Origin of the sequence: Mesorhizobium sp. M1322, from assembly GCF_040318085.1 — a bacterium.
Taxonomy (GTDB): Bacteria; Pseudomonadota; Alphaproteobacteria; order Rhizobiales; family Rhizobiaceae; genus Mesorhizobium.
In genome coordinates, this window is the sequence record NZ_JAMYLP010000095.1 from 1 (window position 1) to 20,998 (window position 20,998).

Consider the following 20,998-nt stretch of genomic DNA (forward strand, 5'->3'; position numbering starts at 1 on the left):
TTCTCCAACGGCTTTTTCACGGCTGTGGTGACGCTGATGTCCGGCCCTCTGTATGACCGCTTCGGCGTGGACGGCTTTTTTGCCATGATCCCGATCGCCCTTATCGGCCTTGCGTTGATTGGACTTGCGGCGCGTTCAGCCCCACAGCGCCGTATCAGGCGGTGACACCAGCGAACCCTGGTAGACGAGACCGGGAACACGGTCGCGGGCCAGCAGCAGCGGACCGTCGAGATCGACGAAATCGGCATCCTGGGCCAAGAGCACGGCCGGCGCCATGGCTAATGACGTGCCGACCATGCAGCCGACCATGACGCCAAAGCCCAGTTCGCGGGCGCGATCGCGAAGGATGAGGGCAGCGGTCAAGCCGCCCGACTTGTCGAGCTTGATGTTGACGGCATCGTAAAGGCCGACAAGCGAGGCAAGGCCGTCTGCCTCATGCACGCTTTCATCGGCGCAGATCGGCACCGGATGCGCGATGTGGCGAAGAATGCCGTCACGGCCCGCCGGCAGCGGCTGTTCGATCAGCGCGATGCCGTACTCGGCGGCAAAAGCGAGGTTTGCAACGATGTTGTCGTCGCTCCAGCCCTCATTGGCGTCCAGGATGATTCGGCTCGCCGGTGCCGCCTCTCTAACCGCGCGGATACGGGCCATATCGTTGTCGCCGCCGATCTTGACCTTGAGCAACGGGCGCAGGGCGTTGGCGCGGACCTGGGCTGCCATCGCTTCGGGCTCACTGAGCGACAGCGTGTAGGCCGTCTCGAGCGCCCTCGGCGGAGCCGCGCAGATGCTGGATGCGACCGGCTGGCCTGTGATCTTCGCTTCCAGGTCCCATAGCGCACAGTCGATGGCATTGCGCGCCGCGCCCGCCGGCATGGCGTCGAGCAGCGCGGCCCGGCTGATGCCACCCGCAATCTGCTCCCGCATCGCTTCGATCGCATCGCGAACACCGTCCATGGTTTCGCCATAGCGTTTGTAGGGGACGCATTCGCCGCGCCCGCTCTGGCCGTCCTCGCGGATCGTCACTGTGATCATCTCGGCCTCGGTCTTGGAGCCGCGCGAAATGGTGAAGGTCCCGGCGATGGGAAAGCACTCCGACTCGACCGAAATGACACGCGCCATATTTTTCTGCTCCGGCTGTGCGACAACAAGCTTGTCGGCAAATCGACAGGTGGTTTCTGTCAGGGTAAACAGATTGGCCCGTCAGGTTAAACAGGACGCCATGTTGACCATCCGCAAACGCCACGCAAGCGGCACGACCGCCAAGGAGGCCGACCACCAGCCGCGCGTCGCGGTCGGTGAGGAGGGCGGCGTTCTCGGCTGCGCCTTCTCCGGAAACTGGACGACGCGCACCGTGACGCTGGTCGACGCCGAGATGCGCAAGATCGAGAAGCGCAGCGGTTTCCAGACGCTGGCGCTCGACCTTTCGCATATCGAGAAGATGGATACCGCCGGAGCCTGGCTGATCGACCGCCTGGTCAGCGCCTTCGAAAAGAAAGGCGTCGAGATCAGGCTGCAAGGCCAAAGCGAGATTGCCTCGATCCTGCTCGGCGCCGTTGGCGACGCGGTCCGGCGCGAACCCGATTCCGGCGGCACAAAGCCGCCCAACATCATTATTCGCGGGCTAGAGGCGGTTGGCCGGCGTGTCTATGAAATGCGCGACGATTTCCTGGCCGCGATGAACATACTGGGCGCCACGATCCGCGGCGCGCAGATGAAGCTGGGCCGCGGCCATGCGGTCAATCCAGCGGCGATCTTCAACCAGATCGACCGCATGGGCGTCGGCGCCATCCCGGTGGTCGTGCTGATGTCGGCCATCGTCGGGGCAATCGTCGCCCAGCAAGGCGCCTATCAGCTCAGCTATTTCGGCGCCGATATCTTCGTCGTCGACCTGGTCGGCGTGCTGATCCTGCGCGAGCTCGGCGTGCTGATGACCGCGATCATGATCGCCGGCCGTTCGGGCAGCGCCATTACGGCTGAAATCGGCTCGATGAAAATGCGCGAGGAGGTCGACGCGCTGAAGGTCATCGGGCTCAATCCGATCGGCGTGCTGGTGTTTCCGCGGCTGGTCGCGCTGGTGATCGCACTGCCTTGCCTGACGATCATCGCCAATTTCGCCGCACTTGGCGGCGGCATCCTGGCCGCATGGCTCTACTCCGACATCGCACCGGCGGCGTTCATCGACCGGCTGCGCGTTGCCATCGATCTCAGCACCATCTTTGCCGGGCTGATCAAGGCGCCGTTCATGGCCATGATCATCGGCACGATTGCCTCGGTCGAAGGCATGAAGGTTGGCGGCAGCGCCGAATCGCTGGGACAACACGTGACCGCTTCGGTGGTGAAGGCGATCTTCGTGGTCATCATCCTCGATGGGCTTTTCGCCATGTTCTACGCGGCGATCGAGTTCTGACATGGCGACGCAGGACAGCACAAAGGCGACTGGGGTTGCGGACGGGGCCGACGAAGACGAGATCGTGCTTTCCGCGCACGACATCACCGTGTCCTTCGGCGACAAGGTCATTCTCGACAGATTGTCGCTCGATATCAGGCGCGGCGAGATCCTCGGCTTTGTCGGCGCCTCCGGTGCCGGCAAGTCGGTTCTCCTGCGCACCATCCTCGGCCTGGTCCACAAGCAGTCGGGAACGATCAAGCTGTTCGGGGTCGATGTCGAAAAGGCGAACGAGAGGGAGCGTCTTCGCATCGACATGCGCCTTGGCGTCCTCTTTCAGCACGGCGCGCTGTTTTCGGCGCTCACGGTTCTCGAAAACGTGCAGGTGCCGATGCGCGAATATCTCGACCTGCCGAGAAAGCTGATGGACGAGCTGGCGATGCTCAAGGTCGAACTGGTCGGGTTGCCGCCGGATGCGGCGCAGAAATTCCCGTCCGAGCTTTCCGGCGGCATGATCAAGCGTGCGGCGCTGGCGCGCGCACTGGCGCTCGACCCCGACATCGTGTTCCTGGACGAGCCGACATCCGGCCTCGATCCGATCAGCGCGGCTGAGTTCGACGAACTGGTCGTCAAGCTGCGCGATACCATGGATCTGACCGTGTACATGGTCACGCACGATCTCGACACGCTGTTCACTGCTTGTGATCGGGTGGCCGTGCTCGGCAACAGGAAGGTGCTGGTCGAAGGCACGATCGACGACATGCTCAAAAGCGAGGAACCCTGGGTGAAATCCTATTTTCGCGGAAAACGTGCGCGGCAACTTGATCTTGCGGCCCGCGCATAGCCATAAGTGGGTAAATGGAAACCAGAGCCAACTACGTCATTGTCGGCATTTTCACGCTAGCCGCGATCCTGGCAGCATTCGCGTTCGTCTATTGGACGGCCGCGATCGGCGACAGGGGTGAGATGGCGATGCTGCGGGTGCGCATTCCGGGATCGGCTTCCGGCCTCGGCCGCGGCAGTTTCGTGCTGTTCAACGGCGTCAGGGTTGGGGATGTCAAGCGCGTCTATATCGACCTCGCCAATCCGACCGCCGCCATAGCAGACGCCGAAATAGACCGCACGACGCCGATCACCAAATCGACGCAGGCCGATATCGGCCTTGCCGGCCTCACCGGTCAGGCCAATATCGAACTCAAGGGCGCCGACCCCAAAGAAGTGAACCTTCTCGATCAGGCGGAGGCGGAGGGCCGCGTCGCCGAGATCGTCGCCAACCCGTCGGCGGTCACCAACCTGTTGCAGACGGCGCAAAACATCTTCACCCGCGCCGATACGGTTCTCTCGCAGCTCGAAGGCTTCACCAGGGACGTTCGCGGGCCGCTGACGCAGACCGTCAACAATGTGCAGACCTTCTCCGACGCGCTGGCCAAGAACTCCGACGGCATCGACAAATTCCTCGCCAGCGTCAGTTCGCTGTCGGACGAGTTGAGGGGCGTCTCGGGCAAGCTCGACGGCACGCTGAAGGCGGCGGAAGGACTGCTCAACGCCGTCGACAAGGACCAGATCAAGAGCATCGTCGCCAACGTCGATGCGGTGATCACGAACCTCAAGGAAACCAGCAAGCAGTTCGACACTGTCGTCAGGAATGTCGACACCGCGGTCGGTTCGATCAATGATTTCGCCCAAAAGACGCAAGGCACGCTAGCCAAAGTCGACGGCGTTCTCGACGGCATCGACCCGGCACAGGTTCGCACCGCGCTGGCCAACATCCAGAAAGCCAGCGAAAACGCCAACGAGGCTGCTGCCGACATCGCCAAGGTAACGAACAAATTCGCCAACCGGGCCGACGATATCGACCAGACGATCAAGGACGCGCAGCAGCTCGCGGAACGCCTCAACGACGCTTCGGTGCGCGTCGACGGCATCCTTGCCAAGGTCGACACATTGCTCGGCTCAGGCCAGGCCGACGGCATGATTGCCGATGCCAGGAACACGCTGAAGTCCTTCAAGCAGGTTGCCGACACGCTGAACGCCCGCCTTGGCACCATCACCGACAACTTGGCGCGATTCTCCGGCCAGGGCCTGCAGAACGTCGAAGCGCTAGTCCAGGACAGCCGCCGTTCGATCACCCGCATCGAAGAGGCGGTAACGGATCTAAGCCGCAATCCGCAGCGGATACTGTCAGGCGGGGAAGGCGAGGTTCGGCAGTTCGACGGCCGGGTGCGGCGTTGACTTCGGCTTTCGCCGGCCCCAAGAACAGCGGGCAAGCGCGCTGCGGATGCGATTTGCTCATACGATTCGGGGACAACGGGGATCGCGTGTGAAGTCGGTGGTGCTTAAATTGGGCGGGGTCAAATCGGGCGGGCTCAAAGTGGGTGTGGCACTGCTTACGCTTTCGCTAGCCGGTTGCGCGTTTTTGCCGGGCGGCGGGCCGGCACCCCTGGACACATTCGAATTGTCGGCGCCGCCGCTCGATGCGCGCGGCCGCAGCCGCCGCCAGATCCTCATTGCCCAACCGTCCGCGCTGAAGGCGCTGGACAGCCAGAACATCGTCATTAAGCCGTCCGTGCGTTCGATCCAGTACCTCAAGGGCGCGCAATGGGCCGACCGGCTGCCGCTGATCGTGCAGGCGCGGCTGGCCGAGACATTCCAGCGCTCGGGCAGCTTCGCCGGTGTCGGCAAGCCGGGCGAGGGGCTGGCGATCGACTATCAGGTGATCGTCGAGGTCCGTTCCTTCGAAGTCCGGGTTGACGGCGGCGAACATGCCGAGGTCGAGCTGTTCGTGCGGATACTGAACGACCGCAATGGCGAGGTGCGCGCCTCGAAGAGCTTCACCGCGACCGCGCCCGTCTCGGGCAGCGGCAACCAGGCCTATGTCAGCGCGCTCGACATTGCGTTCGGCGATGCCGCCAAGGACATCGTTCGCTGGACCGATTCGGTGATCTGACACAGCCAAGGCCGCCGGGCGCAGCTTAGGATCAAAAAACTCAGAACTTGTGTCGGATTGGTCAAGACCGGTTCGTCCTTGGGCCGACACTCCAACCCACAAGGATAAATGATATGCCCAGTACCGTACGCCTGCACCGCGTCCTGGCAACCAGCCCAGAAAAAGTCTACCGCGCTTTTCTTGAGGCGGACGCGCTCGCGAAATGGCTACCGCCCAACGGCTTTACCTGCACGGTTTATCATCTGGAATCCAAAGTCGGCGGCACATTCAAAATGTCGTTCCGCAACTTCACAACGGACAAAAGCCACGCGTTTGGCGGCGAATATGTTGAGCTCGTTCCGGGCGAACGCCTGCGCTATACGGACAAGTTCGACGATCCTAACTTGCCCGGCGAAATGCAGGTGACGGTGATACTGAAGAAAGTATCAGTCGGCACGGAGCTGGATATCACGCAGGCAGGCGTGCCGGACGTGATTCCAGCTGAGGCTTGTTATCTCGGTTGGCAGGAGTCGCTGCGAAACCTGGCAAGGCTCGTCGAACCGGAGATCAATCAATAGAGCATCATCCGAAGACGGCATGAAAAGGCGGGAAAATTTCCCGCCTTTTTGGTCCCTATCGTCCGATCAATGCAGGCGGCCGCTGGCGTGGGCAAGCATCGTATAGACCTTGCCGGTGTCCGACGTCAGGTAGGTCTGCGCCATCATGTTGTCGCGGTCGTTGCGCGACACATCCTTGAGCAGCTTTTCGAAATCGTCACAGTAACGGTCGACGGCGGCACGGAATTCCGCCTCCATCTGATATTTGCGGCGAATCTCGTCGAAAGTCTGCTGGCCCTTCAGGGTGTAGAGACGCCGCGTGAACACGTCACGCTCGCCGCGTCGGTAGCGGTTCCAAAGCTCGATCGAGGCGTCGTGATCGATGGCGCGGGCGATGTCGACGGAAAGCGAGTTGAGCGACTCCACGACGTGAAGCGGCGAGCGCTGGGCAGGTGCCGAGCGTGGCGCTTCCGAAGGTGCCGCGGGCTTGGCGCCCTCTTCGCGCGATGCCCCGGTCAAGAGATCGCGCACCCAGCCGCCCTGCGGCGTACGGCCATTGGGGTCGCGCTGGCGCGGCGCCGTCTCAGCCGGGAGTTCCAGGTCGAGCGCGCCGCGCAGTGCGGTGTCACCCGCGGGCGCCTGCGGGGCACGAGGTTCGGGTTGCTGGGCCGGAGGACGGCGCAGCGGTTCAGTGGCGCGCGCGGCAGGCGCTTGCGGTGCCGGACGCAGGTTGCGCGGCTCCGAGGAGTCGGTGCTGCGGCCCGATTTCGCAACGATTTCAGATAGTTCCTTCAGCGCGTTGATCTGCTCGGAAACGGCGCGGCGGATGGCCGTGGTCGATTCCTTTGCCTCTTCCGGCATCTCGATGACGCCCTTCTTGAGCTCGGCTCGGGTGAGGTCGAGCTCGCTCTTGATCGAGCCGGCGGTGCGCCGCATCTCCTCGGTCGCGTCGGCGAAGCGCTTCGTTGCCGAATCGACGACGTCGGCAATGGCGGTTCGAATCTTGTCCGCCGACTCCAGCGTCTTGCCTTCGGCGTTCTGCAACGTCTGGCCGACCAGATCCTCGAACGAGCGCATGACCTTTTCGAGATCCTCCGACTTCTTGACCAGGCCGACGGCGAGGTCCTCCAGCGACGATTGCCTTTCCAGCGTGTGTTCGAGGTTGCTCTGGGCCGAGCTCAACAGGTCCGAAGCACTGGACAGCAATCGGCTGTGCTCGTCGAACTTCGTGGCGATCGAGGCAACCTCGCGCAAGGTCGCGGATGACAGCTCGGTAAGCCGTGTCGTGTTCGAATCGACCAGGCGTGCCGAGCTGGCGAAGGTCTGAGCGGCTTTTTCCGTCGTCGCGGCAAAGCTTTGCGTGCTGCCGGTCAGGCGTTCGTCGACCTGGCCGAGATTGGCCGCCGCCTGCTCGATCAACTGACCGAGCTGCGAGCTCGAGGTGCTCATGCGGCCGATGAGGTCGGCGACACTGTCGGCGAGCGTCGAGCGCGCGCCTTCGACGGCCGACAATGTTTCGGCCGTGCGGCTGGCGAGCGCATCGACGAGGGTGGCGTTTTCACTGCGCAGCTTCTCGGTGGCGCGTTCGGTCACCTCTTCCATGCTCTTTTGCAGTTCCGAGCCGCCCTGGGCGAAGCGCTCGACCAGAGGCCGGGCCGTTTCGTCGAGGATTTTCGAGATCTCGGCCGAACGTGCCGCAAGCATGGTGTTGAGCTCGCGGGTGTTGGTGCCGATGGTCTTCGCCGCGTCGTTGGTGCTCTGGCCGATATGCTGGCCGACCGCAGTGAAGGTTTCGGCGATCGAGTTGGCGCGCGAAATAAGTTGCGCCTCAGCGGTCGAAACCTGCTCGTTGAGCTTCTGGCCTATCGTTTCGGTGGTGTAGACGAGACGGTTTTCGACGCCGGCAACCTGCTCCTCGACGCGAGCCGCCGCAGCCGCCGCGCTGGATGCCAGGCGCTCGTCGGCGCCGGCGCGCGCCTGCTCGATTTCACGGGCGTGAACGGCCAATTCCTGACCGGTCTGCCTCGCACGTTCGGCAACCCGCTGCTCGGTGCTGGCAAACGCCCCGACGATATTGTCGGCATGTTCTCCGATCGTCGACGTGCTGTCTGCGATGCGGGATACCAGACGGTGATCCGCCTCGTCGAAGATACGGCCGATCTCGGACGCGCGGGCCGACAGCGCTTCCGAACCTTCGGCGATGCGCGAGATCAGCTGCTGGTCGGCGGCATCGAAAATGCGGCCAAGGTCCGATGCCCGCGCTGCTAGCGCTTCGGCTGATTCGCCGATGCGCACGCCGAGCCGTTCGTCGGCGCCTTCGAAATTGCGCAGAATGTCGCCGGCGCGTGCCGCCAGCGACTGCGCCGTTTCGACCGCGCGGGCAACCAGCTTCTGGTCCGCCGCATCGAATGTACCGGCGATCTCGCTGGCACGAGCGGCCAGCTGGTCGGCCGTTTCCTGGGCGCGCGTCAGCAAGGAGTTCGATGTGTCGTCGACACGGGCCATGATTGCGCTCGATGTATCCTCGGCGCGGGCAATGAGCGCACTCGACGTGTCTTCGGCACGTGCGGCGAGGCGGCGGTCCGCCTCCTCGAAGGTGCGGGCGATATCCTCCGCCCTGGCGAGCAAGGCGGCAGAGGTCTGCTCGGCACGTTCGGCGATCTTGCGATCGGCGTCGCTGAACGCCGCGCCTGCCTGCTCATGCAGCGCGCTGGTGACTTCCATGACCTTTTCACGCAGCGCTCCCGCGACGAAGACGGCGCTCTTTTCGAGCACGCTGCGGACGTTGTCGACACCGGTCGACAGCGCGCGCTCCATGGTTCCGGCGCGCTCCTCGATGATGCCGGTCTGCCGGCTGAACGCCTGTTCGATCTTTTCGACGTCTGCGGCAATGGCGTCCGAGATGTCGGTGCTTCTGGCGGCGATCTGATCGATATGGCCGGACAGGGAACGGTCGACTTCCTTGCGCGTATCGGCGAGCTTGGAGAGATCGTCTTCCAGCGCACGGGTCAGCGCGTCGCGGCCTTCGGCCAGCTTGCCGACATGCCCGGCGATGATGTCGTCCACCTCGCTGCGGCTCGCTGCAATTTTCTGCAGGTCTGCTTCCAGCGCGCGTCTGAGGATATCGCGGCCTTCGGCCAGTTTCTCGACTTGGCCGGCAACCAGCCCGTCGATGCTCGACCGGCTTTCCGCCAGCTTGGCGAGATCGTCTTCCAGCGCCTTGGACAGGATCGAGCGGTCCTGGATGAGCTTCTCGGCGTGGCTGTTCACGAGACCGTTGACGCTGCCGAGATCGGCCTCCAGCGCCCGCGCAAACTCTGCACGATTGTCGGTCAGCTGCTGGGACTGGCCGGCGACGACACCCTTGATGGTATTGAGGTCTGCTTCCAGGGCGCGTCTGAGAATGTCGCGGCCTTCGGCCAGCTTCTCGACCTGGCCGGCAACCAGCCCGTCGATGCTCGACCGGCTTTCCGCCAGTTTGGCGAGATCGTCTTCGAGCGCCTTGGATAGGGTCGAGCGATCTGCGGCGAGCCTGTTCATGTGATCGGAGACAAGGCCGTTCACATTCTGCAAGTCGGTTTCCAACGCTCGCGACAGTTGACCACGATCTTCCGCCAGCTTTTCGGACTGGCCTGATATGACGTCCTTGATCGTGTTGAGATCGGATTCCAGCGCGCGCTTGAGAATGTCGCGGCCTTCGGCCAGCTTCTCGACCTGGCCGGCAACCAGACCATCGATGCTCGACCGACTTTCAGCCAGTTTGGCGAGGTCGTCTTCGAGCGCCTTCGACAGGATTGAACGGTCATCGGCGAGCCTGTTCATGTGATCGGAGATAAGGCCATTCACATTCTGCAGGTCGGTTTCCAACGCCTTGGAGAGCTGACCACGGTCTTCCGCCAGCTTTTCGGATTGGCCTGATATGACGTCCTTGATCGTATTGAGATCGGATTCCAGCGCGCGCTTGAGGATGTCGCGGCCTTCGGCCAGCTTCTCGACCTGGCCGGTAACCAGACCATCGATGCTCGACCGGCTTTCCGCCAGTTTGGCGAGGTCGTCTTCGAGTCCCTTCGACAGGATTGAACGGTCCTCGGCGAGCCTGTTCATGTGATCAGAGATAAGGCCATTCACGCTCTGCAGGTCGGTTTCCAACGCCTTCGAGAGCTGACCACGGTCTTCCGCCAGCTTTTCGGACTGGCCTGATATGACGTCCTTGATCGTGTTGAGATCGGATTCCAGCGCGCGCTTGAGGATGTCGCGGCCTTCGGCCAGCTTCTCGACCTGACCGGCGACCAGCCCGTCGATGCTCGACCGGCTTTCCGCCAATTTGGCAAGGTCTGCCTCGAGCGTTTGCGAGAGCAGGCTGCGATCGTCGGCGAGCCTGCCCGAATGGTCCTCGATCAAGCCTCGGATGCCGGACAGGTCGCCTTCAAGCGAGCGCGAAAGCAGGCTGCGGTCCTCCGCCAGTTTGGCGGAATGGCTCTCGATGAGATCCTTGATGCCGACAATGTCGGTCTCCAACGCCTTGGCGAGAATGGCGCGACCTTCGGCGATCTTCTCGACCTGACCGGCGACCAGGCCGTCGATGCTGGCGCGGCTGTCCGCCAGCTTGCCGAGATCGGCCTCGAGGGCGCGTGAAAGGATGCTGCGGCCTTCGGCGAGCTTGCCAACGTGTCCAGCAACCATTTCGTCAATGATCGTGCGGGCTTCTACAAGTTTCCCGGAGTCTTCGTTCAAGGCCTGTGAAAGCCTGTTACGGCCCTCTTCGAGCCGTTCGAGATGGCTGCCGAGCGAAGCATCGATGGTGGCGCGCGACTCGTTGACCTTGCGCAGATCCTCTTCGAGGGCGCGCGAGATCAGGTTGCGGCCTTCGGCAAGCTTCTGCACCTGGTCGGTGACGGCCGCGTCGATGCCGGCGCTGCTTTCGGCGAATTTCGCCAGATCGGCCTGCATGGCCGCCGCCATGCGTTCGCGGCTTTCGGAAAGCTTGCGGCTGTGGTTCTCGACGGCTTCTTCGATGCCGACGCGGGCATCGGCAAGCCGCTGGATGTCGGCGTCGAAGGAGCGCGACACCACATGACGGGCCGCTTCCATGCGCCCGGCGAAATCGCCGGCGCGTGCTTCAAGCATGGACGAAGTCGACGAAACGATGTCGGCCATGTCGGCTCCGATCTGGGTCTTGCCCTGATCGATCATCGCCGACAGCGTCTCCTTGCTCTCCTGGAAGGTATGGGCGATTTCGCGCGCGCGCTCGACCAGCGTCTCGTTGATCTGGCGTGCGCGAGCCTCGAGCGCGGCGTTGAGCTTCTGGGTGCCGGTGTCCAGCGCTTCGGCGCGGGTCTGGAATTCACTGATCAGCGCCTGGCCGCGTTCGGCCAGCGTCCGCTCGATGCCGTCAAGGCTGGCTTCAAACTCGGAGTTGAGCGTACGCGCGGCGCCGCCGAGCAGCGACACCATGCCGGAGGTCCGATCATCGAGCAGATCGGTCAGCGACCGGGTGAGGCCGTCGGTCGTGTCCGTCAGCTTGGCGATGCGTGTATCGAGAAGGCTGGCGAAGGCTTCGCCGGAGGTCGACAGCCGGTCCGTGATCGATTCGAGCCGGCCCTCCACCGAATCGAAGATCGACAGCGAGCTTTGGTTGATTCTGTCGATCAGCGTGTCGCCGGAATTGGTGATCGTCATCGACAGGTTGGTCGAGGCGTTGAGGATGCTGTCGCGAATGATGTCGCTGGCAGCCCCGATTTCGTCCTTCAGCGTCTCATGCGCGCCGGTGATCGAGGCGCGCACGCGTTCGGCGTGGGTGACCACCGCTTCGCGCTCGCTGCCCAGCCCGTCGACAAGCGAGCGGATGCGCGACTCATTCTCCGAGTAGGAGCGTTCGATCTGGTTCACCTCGCTGTGGACCAGGGTTTCGAGCTCGACGGCACGCGCAAGCGTGCGCTCGATGCCTTCACCCATGGCCGCCACCTCGCGGCGGACGGCTTGCCCGATCATCATGACGCGATCCTGGGCAATATTTTCCGGCTCGGTCAGGCGAAAGGCCACTTCCGTCATCGACTGAGCAGCGATACGCATTTCCTGCGCGCGGCGAATCATGGCTGCAAACGCCCAGAACAGGAGCACAGGCAGGATCGCAGCGATCGCCAGGCCGATCAGTTCGGGACGGGCGAAAAACTGGCCGGGCGTTCGGATTTGCCAGATGCCTGGTCCAAACAGCAGGTTGGCCAATGCACCGGCGCCGGCGATCCAGGCAAGCGAAACGAGCGCCACGACCCAGTAGATCGTGTTCGAGGCACGCCGATTGAGGGTGTGCAGTAGCGTCTTGTAATCTTTTTGGCGAGGGTCATTGGCCGGCGTGAAACCGGCCGGCTGCGTGCCATTGCGCGTTTCCACAGGGCGCAGCAGTTCAGCCGGCTTAGCCTTTGCCGTGGGCCTTGCTTTCTGGTCCTCGGCATTCTGGCTCTGGTTGGCGGCTGGCTCCGTCTTCTGACTCTGGTTGACGACAGGGACGACAGGGACGACAGGCTCGGCATTCTGGCTCTGGTTGGCGACAGGCTCGGCCTCCTGGTTACGGCCTTCGCGTGCCAACTCGTCGGCAGCCTGCGATATCTGCGCTTCCAGATCTTCCATCGACGCTGCAATGTCGAGGTCGCCGGCATCGCCGCTCAGATCGATATCAAGTGCTTTTTCGAGTTCCCTGGCTACGTCGTTGTCGAGCGTTCTTGTCGTCGTTGTTTTCTTCGCCATGCCTTCGCTACCCTGTACAAGCTGCCGCGGGACTTATTGATTCTGCTTGTCGTGTCCCACGCAAGAGGCTGAAAATGGACCTGTCGTATCGTAATGACACACCGGGGTAAAGAAAACATGCATTCGGTGCGATACGTAAAACTTTAAATATAAGGTTAACGAAACTGTGATTCCGGCGCCGTTATCGCAACATTTTTCCGGGCCAATCATTAACCCGTCATCCACAGGATGGGCCTATTTTTTGCGGCAGTCCGAAGAACGGAGTTGCAGAGTCATGCGTGGCGAAAACGGCATTGCCTTCTCGATGCCCGGCGGTGACGTGTCGGGAACCGCCGGGTCGCGGCCGGTTGACCTGGCGCATCTGGCGCGCCAGACGATGGGCGACCGCAGCCTCGAACAGGAGGTGCTGGCGCTGTTCGTACAGCAGGCGCTGTCTGTTCGCGACAGGATCGTCGACGCCGATGTGAGGCAAAGACTGCTTCTGGCGCACGGGCTGAAAGGTTCGGCGCGCGGCGTCGGCGCCTTCGCTATTGCCGATTGCGCCAGCGCGATCGAACTTCAACCTGAAGATACCAATACCCTCAAGCGGCTTGGCGCCCTGATCGAAGAAGTCCGCGATTTCGTCGCCGCCATCAGCCGTTAAACCGATTTCCGAAAAAAACGGCATAGAGCGCCGCTTTCGCGCGGCAGTTGACTTGTCTGCCGGAGTGATTATCTCGGCTGGGACTCCCTTCAGGTGACAAATGACCAAGCTGACCTTCATCGCCCATGACGGCACACATTTTGACATGGATGCCGAAAACGGCTCGACCGTCATGGAGAACGCGATCCGCAACGCCGTGCCGGGGATCGAGGCCGAGTGCGGTGGCGCCTGCGCCTGCGCGACCTGCCACGTCTATGTCGACGAGGCATGGACGGCGGAAGTCGGCGAGCCGGAAGCGATGGAAGAGGACATGCTGGACTTCGCCTACGACGTCCAGCCGAACTCACGGCTCTCCTGTCAGATCAAGGTGCGCGACGCTCTCGACGGCCTGGTTGTGCGCGTGCCCGCCCGCCAAGGCTGAAGCGTGGAGGCTGAAGCGCTAGATATAGCCGATTTTTCCGGCTCCGGCTTGGCAGCGGCCAATGGTCATGCAGTGTCGCGCCGTTCTCTAAGCGCCGGGCGTTCTCTTGGACGCGCAAAGGACGCTGTAGCACCGTGATTTGGCGCATGATCCCCAGCGGAAATGGATTTCGATTTTCGGAGTCGTGCGGATTGAAGGGGCATTCATGACCGATATCACCACGGACGTATTGATTGTCGGGGCAGGACCTGTCGGCCTGTTCGCGGTGTTCGAGCTCGGCCTCTTCGACATGAAATGCCATCTGATCGACATACTCGATCGGCCCGGTGGGCAATGCGCCGAACTCTACCCGGAAAAGCCGATCTACGACATTCCCGGCCAGCCATCGATCTCGGCGCAGGGCCTGGTCGACAGACTGCTTGAGCAGATCGCGCCGTTCAAGCCCGACTTCACCTTCAACCGCATGGTCTCAAGCCTCGAAAAGCTCGAGGACGGCAGCTTTCGCGTCACCACCGACGAGAACGAGGTGTTTGAAGCCAAGGTTGTGGTTATCGCCGCCGGCGGCGGTTCGTTCCAACCGAAGCGGCCGCCGATCCCGGGCATCGAGCTTTATGAGGGCAAGAGCGTCTTCTACTCGGTTCGCCGGATGGAGGAATTCCGCGGCCACGACCTCGTCATTGTCGGCGGCGGCGATTCGGCGCTCGACTGGACGCTGAACCTGCAGCCGGTGGCCAAGAGCGTGACGCTGGTCCACCGGCGGCCGGAATTCCGCGCGGCGCCCGACAGCGTCAACAAGATGTACGCCATGCAAGAGATGAAGGAACTGGATTTCCAGGTCGGGCAGGTGACGGGACTGACCGGCGCCGACGGCCAGCTTTCCTCCGCGACCATCAAAGGGCCGGACGGTGACACCGAGGTGCCGTGCACGCGGATGCTGCCGTTCTTCGGCCTGACCATGAAGCTCGGACCGATCGCCGAGTGGGGGCTCAATCTTCATGAGAACATGATCCCGGTCGACACCGAGAAATTCCAGACATCGGTACCTGGCATCTTCGCCGTCGGCGACATCAACTGGTACCCCGGCAAGCTGAAGCTGATCCTGTCGGGCTTCCATGAGGTCGCCCTGATGGCGCAGGCAGCCAAGCGCATCGTCAGCCCCGGCGAGCGCATCGTATTCCAGTATACGACCTCGTCGACCAGCCTGCAGAAGAAGCTCGGCGTTGCCGGCTGACGCCCCACTTCTACTCGACGAGGATCGACCTTACCATCTGGCCTGAGCTAACCCGGCAGCCGGCCGTTCTCGACGCGCTCCATGCGATAGCGCAGCAGCCGCAGGATGCGGCTTTCGAAATTGATGGTCTCGACGCGATCGAATTGCATCTGGGCCCGGTCGTGCTTGGCAAGAATAGCGGCGGCGATCTCCGCGGCCTTGGCCTTGGCCTCCTGGCAACTCTTCTGCGGATAGGTCGCCTTCAGCGCATCCTCGAGGTCGCGGGCATGGTTCTTGGCGATCTCGACATGGCGGTCCTCATGGCGCTTGATGTCGGCGGACAATGTATCCCAAAACAGCCTTACGCCCGCATCAGCCTTGCGCGAGCGGCGCCACTCGGGAAGGATCACCTTGACCTTGAGAGTGACGTCGGCGTCAGCAATCGCGCAGGAATTCGATTTTTCCGCATAGCTGACGCGGGTGGTGAACGCCATCTGCGTGGCGCCTGGATGCCGCATCCCGGTGCTTTTCACCTGAGGTCCAAGTTTCGTAAGCTGGGATCCGATATCATCGAGCGTTCTGCCTCCGATGCTGAAATAGCTATATGTCTTTACCAAACTCGCCGTGCCCGCCGGCAGGGCGGAAAAAGCGAGCATCAGGGCGCAAAGCAGTGATCGTTTCATCGTGTTGCCTCTTTGCCTACCTTGCGCTACGGCCGTTGCCGGCGCAACGGAATTGATCTTTGGCGGATCACACATGGTTGATCGACAATGACGACAGGGCGATGGCAGTTGGCGCATGGACGTCATCTCGACCTTGGCGGCAAGGCGGTGATCGTCGGTATCCTCAATATCACGCCGGACAGTTTTTCCGACGGCGGGCTGTTCTTAGCGCCCGAACAGGCGATCGCCCAGGCGCGCCGGATGGTGGAAGAGGGGGCCTCCGTCATTGACGTCGGTGGAGAATCGACACGCCCCGGCGCATCCCCGGTTGCCATCGCGGAAGAGCGGGCCCGCGTGCTGCCTGTCATCGAGGCGCTCGCCGGGCTTGGCGAGACGCTGATTTCGGTCGACACCTATCGTGAGGATACCGCCCGGCTTGCCGTCGCCGCCGGCGCCCATATCGTCAACGATGTCTGGGGTCTGCAACGCGAGCCGGGCATCGCGCGCGTCGCTGCCGAGACCGGCGCCGGGCTTATCATTATGCACACCGGGCGTGACAGGCAAAAACTGCCCGACGTGATTGAGGATCAGTTTTTCTTCCTCAGGAAGTCCCTCGAAATCGCCCGAGGAAGCGGCGTTGCCGACGAGCAAATCGTGCTCGATCCAGGCTTTGGCTTCGCCAAGGAAACAGCGGAGGAAAACCTCGAGTTGATGGCGCGGTTTTCCGAACTCGATGCGTTGGGCTTTCCACTGATGGCGGGCACATCGCGAAAGCGCTTCATCGGCGCCGTCACCGGTCGCGACACCTCGGCCAGGGACGCCGGAACAGCGGCGACGAGCGTCATCCTGAGGCTCAAGGGCGCGCAGCTTTTTCGCGTCCACGATGTCGCAATCAATGTGGATGCGCTGGCGGTTGCGGATGCTATGCTGGCGCGTGAAACCACCGCATAGGCTCGAAAACCGAAATCGATTTCCGGCAGGATGCGTAGATTAAAAGCCTTAGAGCGTAGATGTGCGCCCACGTGGACGCGCATCCCTCTAATCGAGCGGGATGCTGAGCGATGTACGTCATCCGCATGAAGAACTGCGCCTTCTTCGCCCGGCACGGCGTGCTGGATGAGGAGGAGACGCTTGGGCAGCGCTTCTATGTCGACGCCGCGCTCACCGTCGAACCCGGCCGCGCGCTGGTCGACGATTCCATCGAGGATACTGTCCACTATGGTGTCGCCTTCGGGGTGATCGAAAGGATCATAACCGGAGAGAGGCGTTTTCTGATAGAAGCGCTGGCGCTGGAGGTGGCCCGGGCGCTGACGGCCCGGTTTCCCCAGATCAAAAAGGCCGAGATCACTGTGCGCAAGCCGAACGCGCCGGTGCCCGGTGTGCTCGATCATGTCGAGGTAACAGTTGTCTGGCCCGAATAACACGGTCTACCTCAGCCTTGGCGGCAATCTTGGCGACCCGGCAAGGTCGATGGGCGCGGCGCTGCGCATGCTGGACGCCGACGAGAACACGCGCGTCGTCGTCGTCTCCTCGCTTTACCGCACGCCGCCCTGGGGCAAGCTCGACCAGCCGGATTTTCTCAATGCGGCCGCCGAAATTTCGACCGTGCTTTCACCGCATGCATTGCTCGATCTCTGCCTCGACGTCGAGCGCAGACTGAAGCGGGTGCGCGAGGAGCGCTGGGGTCCGCGGCTGATCGACATCGACATTCTGGTGTTCGGCGACCGGATCATCCACGAAACCGGGCTCGAAGTGCCGCATCCGCGCATGCTGGAGCGCGCCTTCGTTCTGGCGCCGCTGGCCGAGATCGCGCCTGACCTCACCATCGGCGGTAGAAGCATGGCGGAGCGGCTTGCCGCTCTCGACAGCGCCGGCATCGAGCGACTGCCGTCCGGCCGGGATTGGTGGCTGACCTAAAGCATAGGACCTGAGCTCAACCGGAAAATCCGCCGCCGTCGAGGAACACCTGTTCCTCCGACGTCGTTTCTCGGCCAAGCATCCTGTTTCGATGCGGAAAGCGGCCGAAGCGCTGAATGATCTCCAGGTGCTCGACCGCATACTTCAAATAGGACGGGGCTTTGGCGGTAGTGAGGTCCACCGATTTGAGCTGGTCGGCGAGATGCTCCGAATGCTCATAAGGCAAATAGAGGAAGACGCGCAGCTCTTCGTCGAGCGCCAGGTCCTGGCCGGCGGCGATCGCCTTTTCGGCAAAATGCCTTGCCAGCGGGTCGGTGGCATACATATGGCCGGTGCCGCGAAAGCAGTTTCGCGGCAACTGGTCGAGCAGGATCATCAGCGCCAGTGAGCTTTCGGCATGCTCCGACCAGTCGTCGCATTCACGCCGCGCGGCAGCATAGTGCAGGTCGAGAAACCGGTTGCGGAACTCGGCGTCGAAGGCGTCATGCTTCTCGAACCATGCATCTTTCCCGGCGTCCCGCCAGAATTTGGTGACGGAGAGCGCGCGCTCGTCCAGCTCGGTCATCTGTTTGCTCCATGTGTTTAGTCCGCCGGCTCGGATTTGTGCAGAACGCCGGCGGTTTCTTCATTGAGCGCCTGACCGGTGCGGCGCGGCTGGCTGAGCGGGGTCGGAATGGGCGTGCCGATATTGCCCTTGAGGAAGCGCGCTCCGGCGCGAACGCCTTCGGCGAGCTGCAGCTCGAAACGGGCGGCATCGCGGTGGCGGACATCCTCGATCACCTCGGCGACTTCCTCCGGGTCGACGCCCAGCGCTTCCAGCGTGGAGCCGCCGAAGACAAGCGCCGATTCGAAGGTTTCGCGAATCTGGAAATCGACGTCGGCACGTATCAACTGCAGTGCGGTTCCGCGGTCGAAAGCGCGTGCCAGCACGGTCAGCAGGGGAAACTCCGCCTTGATGAGCTTTGCGATGCGGACGGCGACATCGGGCTTGTCGACGCAGATCAACACGGCGCGCGCGCGGCCGGCGCCTGCGGCACGCAGAATGTCCAGCCGCGTGCCGTCGCCATAATAGACCTTGAAACCGAAATCGGCCGCCGCCTGGATCATCTCGACCTCATTGTCGATGATCGACACATCGATCCCGCGCAACAGCAGCGGCTGGCTGGCGATCTGGCCGAAGCGGCCGAAGCCGATGATCAGCACGCTGCCGGTAAGGCCATCGGCGATGTCGACGCCTTCGAGCGACTGCTCGTCGCGCGGCGTCAGATACCGCAATGCCAAAATGGCCAGCGGTGTCAGCACCATGGTGATGATCACGATCGCTGTCAGGGTCGCGTTAGCCTGGCTGTCGATGATGCCGACCGCCGCGGCGGCGGAATAGAGAACGAAGGCGAATTCGCCGCCTTGCGCCATGAAGACGGCGCGCTCGAGCGCTTCCCGGTGACCGGTCTTGAGAATGCGGGCGACGAGATAGATGCCGATCGCTTTTATTACCATGTAGGCGACGACGTAGATGGCGACAAGCCGCCAGTTCTCGATGACCACATGGAGGTCGAGCGACATGCCGACAGCGAGGAAGAACAGCCCGAGCAGCACACCCCGGAATGGTTCGACATCGGCCTCCAGCTGATGGCGGAAGGTGGATTCCGACAAAAGCACGCCGGCCAGGAAGGCGCCCATCGCCATCGACAGGCCGCTGAGCTGCATGGCAAGCGCCGACCCCAGAACGACCAGAAGGGCGGCTGCGGTCATCACTTCGCGGGCGCGGGCGTCCGCCAGGATGCGGAAGAACGGATTGAGCAGATAACGCCCGGCCAGCACCAGCCCGACGATGGCGGCAAGGCCGATGCCCACCTCCGTCAGCCGCTGCGTCAAGCTCATATCGGCGCCGCCCGGCGCCAGGAAGGCGATCAGGGCCAGCAACGGCACGATCGCCAGGTCTTCGAGCAGCAGGATGGAGACGATGCGCTGGCCTTTGGGCGCGGCGATCTCACCGCGTTCCTCCAGAAGCTGCATGACGATCGCCGTCGAGGTCAGCACGAAGCCGGCGCCGGCGACGAAGGATTGCGAGACCGGGAAACCTCCCGCCAGTCCGACACCGGTCAGCAACAGCGCGCACACGCCGACCTGCAATGCCCCAAGGCCAAAGATCTCTCGCCTGAGGCCCCACAGCCGTGACGGTTGCATCTCCAGCCCGATGATGAACAGGAACATGACGACGCCGAGCTCGGCGACGTGAAGAATGGCTTCCGATTCGGAAAAGATGCCGATACCGAACGGGCCGATGACCACGCCGGCCGCCAGATAGCCGAGGATGGAACCAAGCCCCACGCGCTTGAAGATCGGTACGGCGACAACACCTGCAGCGAGCAGCGCCACCACGTGGATCAGATCGCCGCCCGCTGCTTCTGCCGCCATGCCTGCCGTTCCGTTCTCTCTAGGGACCGCCGCACGTGCTGCGGCATCGAGCGGCCAAGATAGGGGCTTCGGCTGAAATCGAACAGTCCGATTCCGGAAACTGGTGCAGCAGTGTTGCAGGCGCGCTCCACAAGTTTATGCACCCGCTGCGTTGCGTGTTGCTGCAATCGGGCGCTAAGGACGCGCGGCTTTGGCCGTGAAGAGCGGAGGACGATCAAGTCCGCCGCCTTTGGGGGAGACGACTGACGTGAAGGATAGTGAATAGTGAATAGTGAATAGTCAGTAGTCAGTGTCAGTAGTCAGTAGTGAATATCTAATTCCATTCACCATTCACTACTCACTAATTGTACAGCGCGCCGCAAGTTCACTGGATGCGCAAATCGTTGGTCAGTTCGGCGCGATGGAGCCGACTTCGACCGTATCGACTCGCTTCAGCTTCATGCCGATGACCGGCACCAATTGCTCGTCCACGCGCACCGCAACCGTCACCGTCATCGAATTGTCGTTGGGGACAAGAGCCTGCATGACGCCACGCAACTGGTTGCGGTTGATGGTGAAGACGACCTTGTTGGCGCTGACCACGTTGCCGCCGATAATGTCGAGGCCGGAACCGGCGGCACCGCCCATGAAGCTGCCCTTGTAGCCCTCGCGGCCCTTGTGCTGGATCGTGGCCGACATCTGCTGGGTGAACATGCCGACCCGGCAACCGCCGTCGAGGGACATGCCGATCTTGCCGTCTGGTGTCGAACCGGTGAAATTGCAGGTGAATTTCGTGCCCTTGTATTTGCCGGCGACGATTTCCCCCGGGCCGACCCATTCGCCTTCCACTGATTGAAAGAACTTCTTGTCCCGTTCTGCTGCAAAGGTCTTTTCGGCCAGGCCGGCAGTTGCTGAAATCACGACCGCCATCGGCAGGACACTGGACAAGATCACGCTTTTCATCGACGACACCCGGCAACAAAGAGACTGGTTTGGAACCCGTCCGACCATGAACAAGATTGGTTAATGCTTCGTCACCGCTAGGTGGTGTGGACTCTTAGGATTCCCTTTTTGACCGTAGCATGATTCAAGACTGCTTTTGGAGGCAGCCTTGGGTGTAATGGATCGGTTGATA

The 20,998-nt window shown here is 62.4% G+C and carries 17 protein-coding genes and 1 pseudogene; 12 read left to right on the forward strand and 6 right to left on the reverse strand.

The window, feature by feature from the left end; translation table 11 throughout:
• Nucleotides 1–165 (forward strand): annotated as a pseudogene (locus tag NKH12_RS25415) (MFS transporter); the annotation flags it as partial.
• On the opposite strand, the gene dgcA reads toward NKH12_RS25415, so the two are convergent.
• Entirely contained in the window at nucleotides 136–1,119 is a 984-nt protein-coding gene (gene dgcA / locus NKH12_RS25420; protein ID WP_352955676.1) for an N-acetyl-D-Glu racemase DgcA, read from the reverse strand. The pseudogene NKH12_RS25415 and the gene dgcA sit on opposite strands and share 30 nt — an antisense overlap.
• A gap of 100 nt (nucleotides 1,120–1,219) precedes the next feature.
• On the opposite strand from dgcA, the gene NKH12_RS25425 reads away from it, so the two are divergent.
• The 5 genes from NKH12_RS25425 to NKH12_RS25445 all read left to right on the forward strand — a co-directional run bounded on the left by NKH12_RS25425 (nucleotide 1,220) and on the right by NKH12_RS25445 (nucleotide 5,890).
• The gene (locus NKH12_RS25425; RefSeq protein WP_352955689.1) at nucleotides 1,220–2,407 is read left to right on the forward strand and encodes an ABC transporter permease; all 1,188 of its coding nucleotides are present in this window, start codon (nucleotides 1,220–1,222) and stop codon (nucleotides 2,405–2,407) included.
• A 1-nt stretch (nucleotide 2,408) separates the two neighbouring features.
• On the forward strand, nucleotides 2,409–3,230 hold the full coding sequence (locus NKH12_RS25430; protein WP_352955677.1) for an ABC transporter ATP-binding protein: 822 nt from the start codon (nucleotides 2,409–2,411) through the stop codon (nucleotides 3,228–3,230).
• 14 nt (nucleotides 3,231–3,244) lie between these two features.
• Nucleotides 3,245–4,618, forward strand: coding sequence for an MlaD family protein (locus NKH12_RS25435; RefSeq protein WP_352955678.1), 1,374 nt, complete (start codon nucleotides 3,245–3,247; stop codon nucleotides 4,616–4,618).
• Between the two features lie 46 nt (nucleotides 4,619–4,664).
• Complete coding sequence (locus NKH12_RS25440) at nucleotides 4,665–5,333, forward strand: ABC-type transport auxiliary lipoprotein family protein (RefSeq protein ID WP_352955679.1); 669 nt, start codon at nucleotides 4,665–4,667, stop codon at nucleotides 5,331–5,333.
• A gap of 113 nt (nucleotides 5,334–5,446) precedes the next feature.
• A complete protein-coding gene (locus NKH12_RS25445; RefSeq protein ID WP_352955680.1) occupies nucleotides 5,447–5,890 on the forward strand; it encodes an SRPBCC family protein in 444 nt (147 codons plus the stop codon).
• A gap of 66 nt (nucleotides 5,891–5,956) precedes the next feature.
• Here the strand turns inward: NKH12_RS25445 and NKH12_RS25450 are convergent, their stop codons facing one another.
• Nucleotides 5,957–12,613, reverse strand: coding sequence for a kinesin (locus NKH12_RS25450; RefSeq protein ID WP_352955681.1), 6,657 nt, complete (start codon nucleotides 12,611–12,613; stop codon nucleotides 5,957–5,959).
• A gap of 274 nt (nucleotides 12,614–12,887) precedes the next feature.
• Between NKH12_RS25450 and NKH12_RS25455 the strand changes: the two genes are divergently transcribed.
• The 3 genes from NKH12_RS25455 to NKH12_RS25465 all read left to right on the forward strand — a co-directional run bounded on the left by NKH12_RS25455 (nucleotide 12,888) and on the right by NKH12_RS25465 (nucleotide 14,908).
• Complete coding sequence (locus NKH12_RS25455; protein WP_258116783.1) at nucleotides 12,888–13,256, forward strand: Hpt domain-containing protein; 369 nt, start codon at nucleotides 12,888–12,890, stop codon at nucleotides 13,254–13,256.
• A 100-nt stretch (nucleotides 13,257–13,356) separates the two neighbouring features.
• A complete protein-coding gene (locus tag NKH12_RS25460) occupies nucleotides 13,357–13,677 on the forward strand; it encodes a 2Fe-2S iron-sulfur cluster-binding protein (RefSeq protein ID WP_013531878.1) in 321 nt (106 codons plus the stop codon).
• Between the two features lie 205 nt (nucleotides 13,678–13,882).
• Complete coding sequence (locus tag NKH12_RS25465) at nucleotides 13,883–14,908, forward strand: NAD(P)/FAD-dependent oxidoreductase (protein WP_352955682.1); 1,026 nt, start codon at nucleotides 13,883–13,885, stop codon at nucleotides 14,906–14,908.
• Between the two features lie 47 nt (nucleotides 14,909–14,955).
• Here NKH12_RS25465 and NKH12_RS25470 read toward each other — a convergent pair whose 3' ends face one another.
• Nucleotides 14,956–15,570, reverse strand: coding sequence for a DUF922 domain-containing Zn-dependent protease (locus NKH12_RS25470; RefSeq protein ID WP_352955683.1), 615 nt, complete (start codon nucleotides 15,568–15,570; stop codon nucleotides 14,956–14,958).
• 87 nt (nucleotides 15,571–15,657) lie between these two features.
• Between NKH12_RS25470 and folP the strand changes: the two genes are divergently transcribed.
• From folP to folK, 3 genes are all read left to right on the forward strand, one after another.
• On the forward strand, nucleotides 15,658–16,500 hold the full coding sequence (gene folP / locus NKH12_RS25475; RefSeq protein WP_352955684.1) for a dihydropteroate synthase: 843 nt from the start codon (nucleotides 15,658–15,660) through the stop codon (nucleotides 16,498–16,500).
• A gap of 110 nt (nucleotides 16,501–16,610) precedes the next feature.
• Nucleotides 16,611–16,970: a dihydroneopterin aldolase gene (folB, locus tag NKH12_RS25480; protein ID WP_126106424.1), complete on the forward strand. Its 360-nt coding sequence runs from the start codon at nucleotides 16,611–16,613 to the stop codon at nucleotides 16,968–16,970.
• Nucleotides 16,954–17,466: a 2-amino-4-hydroxy-6-hydroxymethyldihydropteridine diphosphokinase gene (gene folK / locus NKH12_RS25485; protein WP_352955685.1), complete on the forward strand. Its 513-nt coding sequence runs from the start codon at nucleotides 16,954–16,956 to the stop codon at nucleotides 17,464–17,466. The genes folB and folK overlap by 17 nt, the downstream gene beginning before the upstream one ends.
• A 16-nt stretch (nucleotides 17,467–17,482) precedes the next feature.
• On the opposite strand, the gene NKH12_RS25490 is transcribed toward folK, so the two are convergent.
• From NKH12_RS25490 to NKH12_RS25500, 3 genes are all read right to left on the reverse strand, one after another.
• Nucleotides 17,483–18,031, reverse strand: coding sequence for a DUF924 family protein (locus tag NKH12_RS25490; protein ID WP_352955686.1), 549 nt, complete (start codon nucleotides 18,029–18,031; stop codon nucleotides 17,483–17,485).
• 17 nt (nucleotides 18,032–18,048) lie between these two features.
• Complete coding sequence (locus NKH12_RS25495; RefSeq protein WP_352955687.1) at nucleotides 18,049–19,884, reverse strand: monovalent cation:proton antiporter-2 (CPA2) family protein; 1,836 nt, start codon at nucleotides 19,882–19,884, stop codon at nucleotides 18,049–18,051.
• Between the two features lie 387 nt (nucleotides 19,885–20,271).
• Nucleotides 20,272–20,826 carry a hypothetical protein gene (locus tag NKH12_RS25500; protein WP_352955688.1) on the reverse strand — a complete coding sequence of 185 codons (555 nt, stop codon included), beginning with the start codon at nucleotides 20,824–20,826 and terminating at the stop codon, nucleotides 20,272–20,274.
• Nucleotides 20,827–20,998 lie beyond the last annotated feature (172 nt).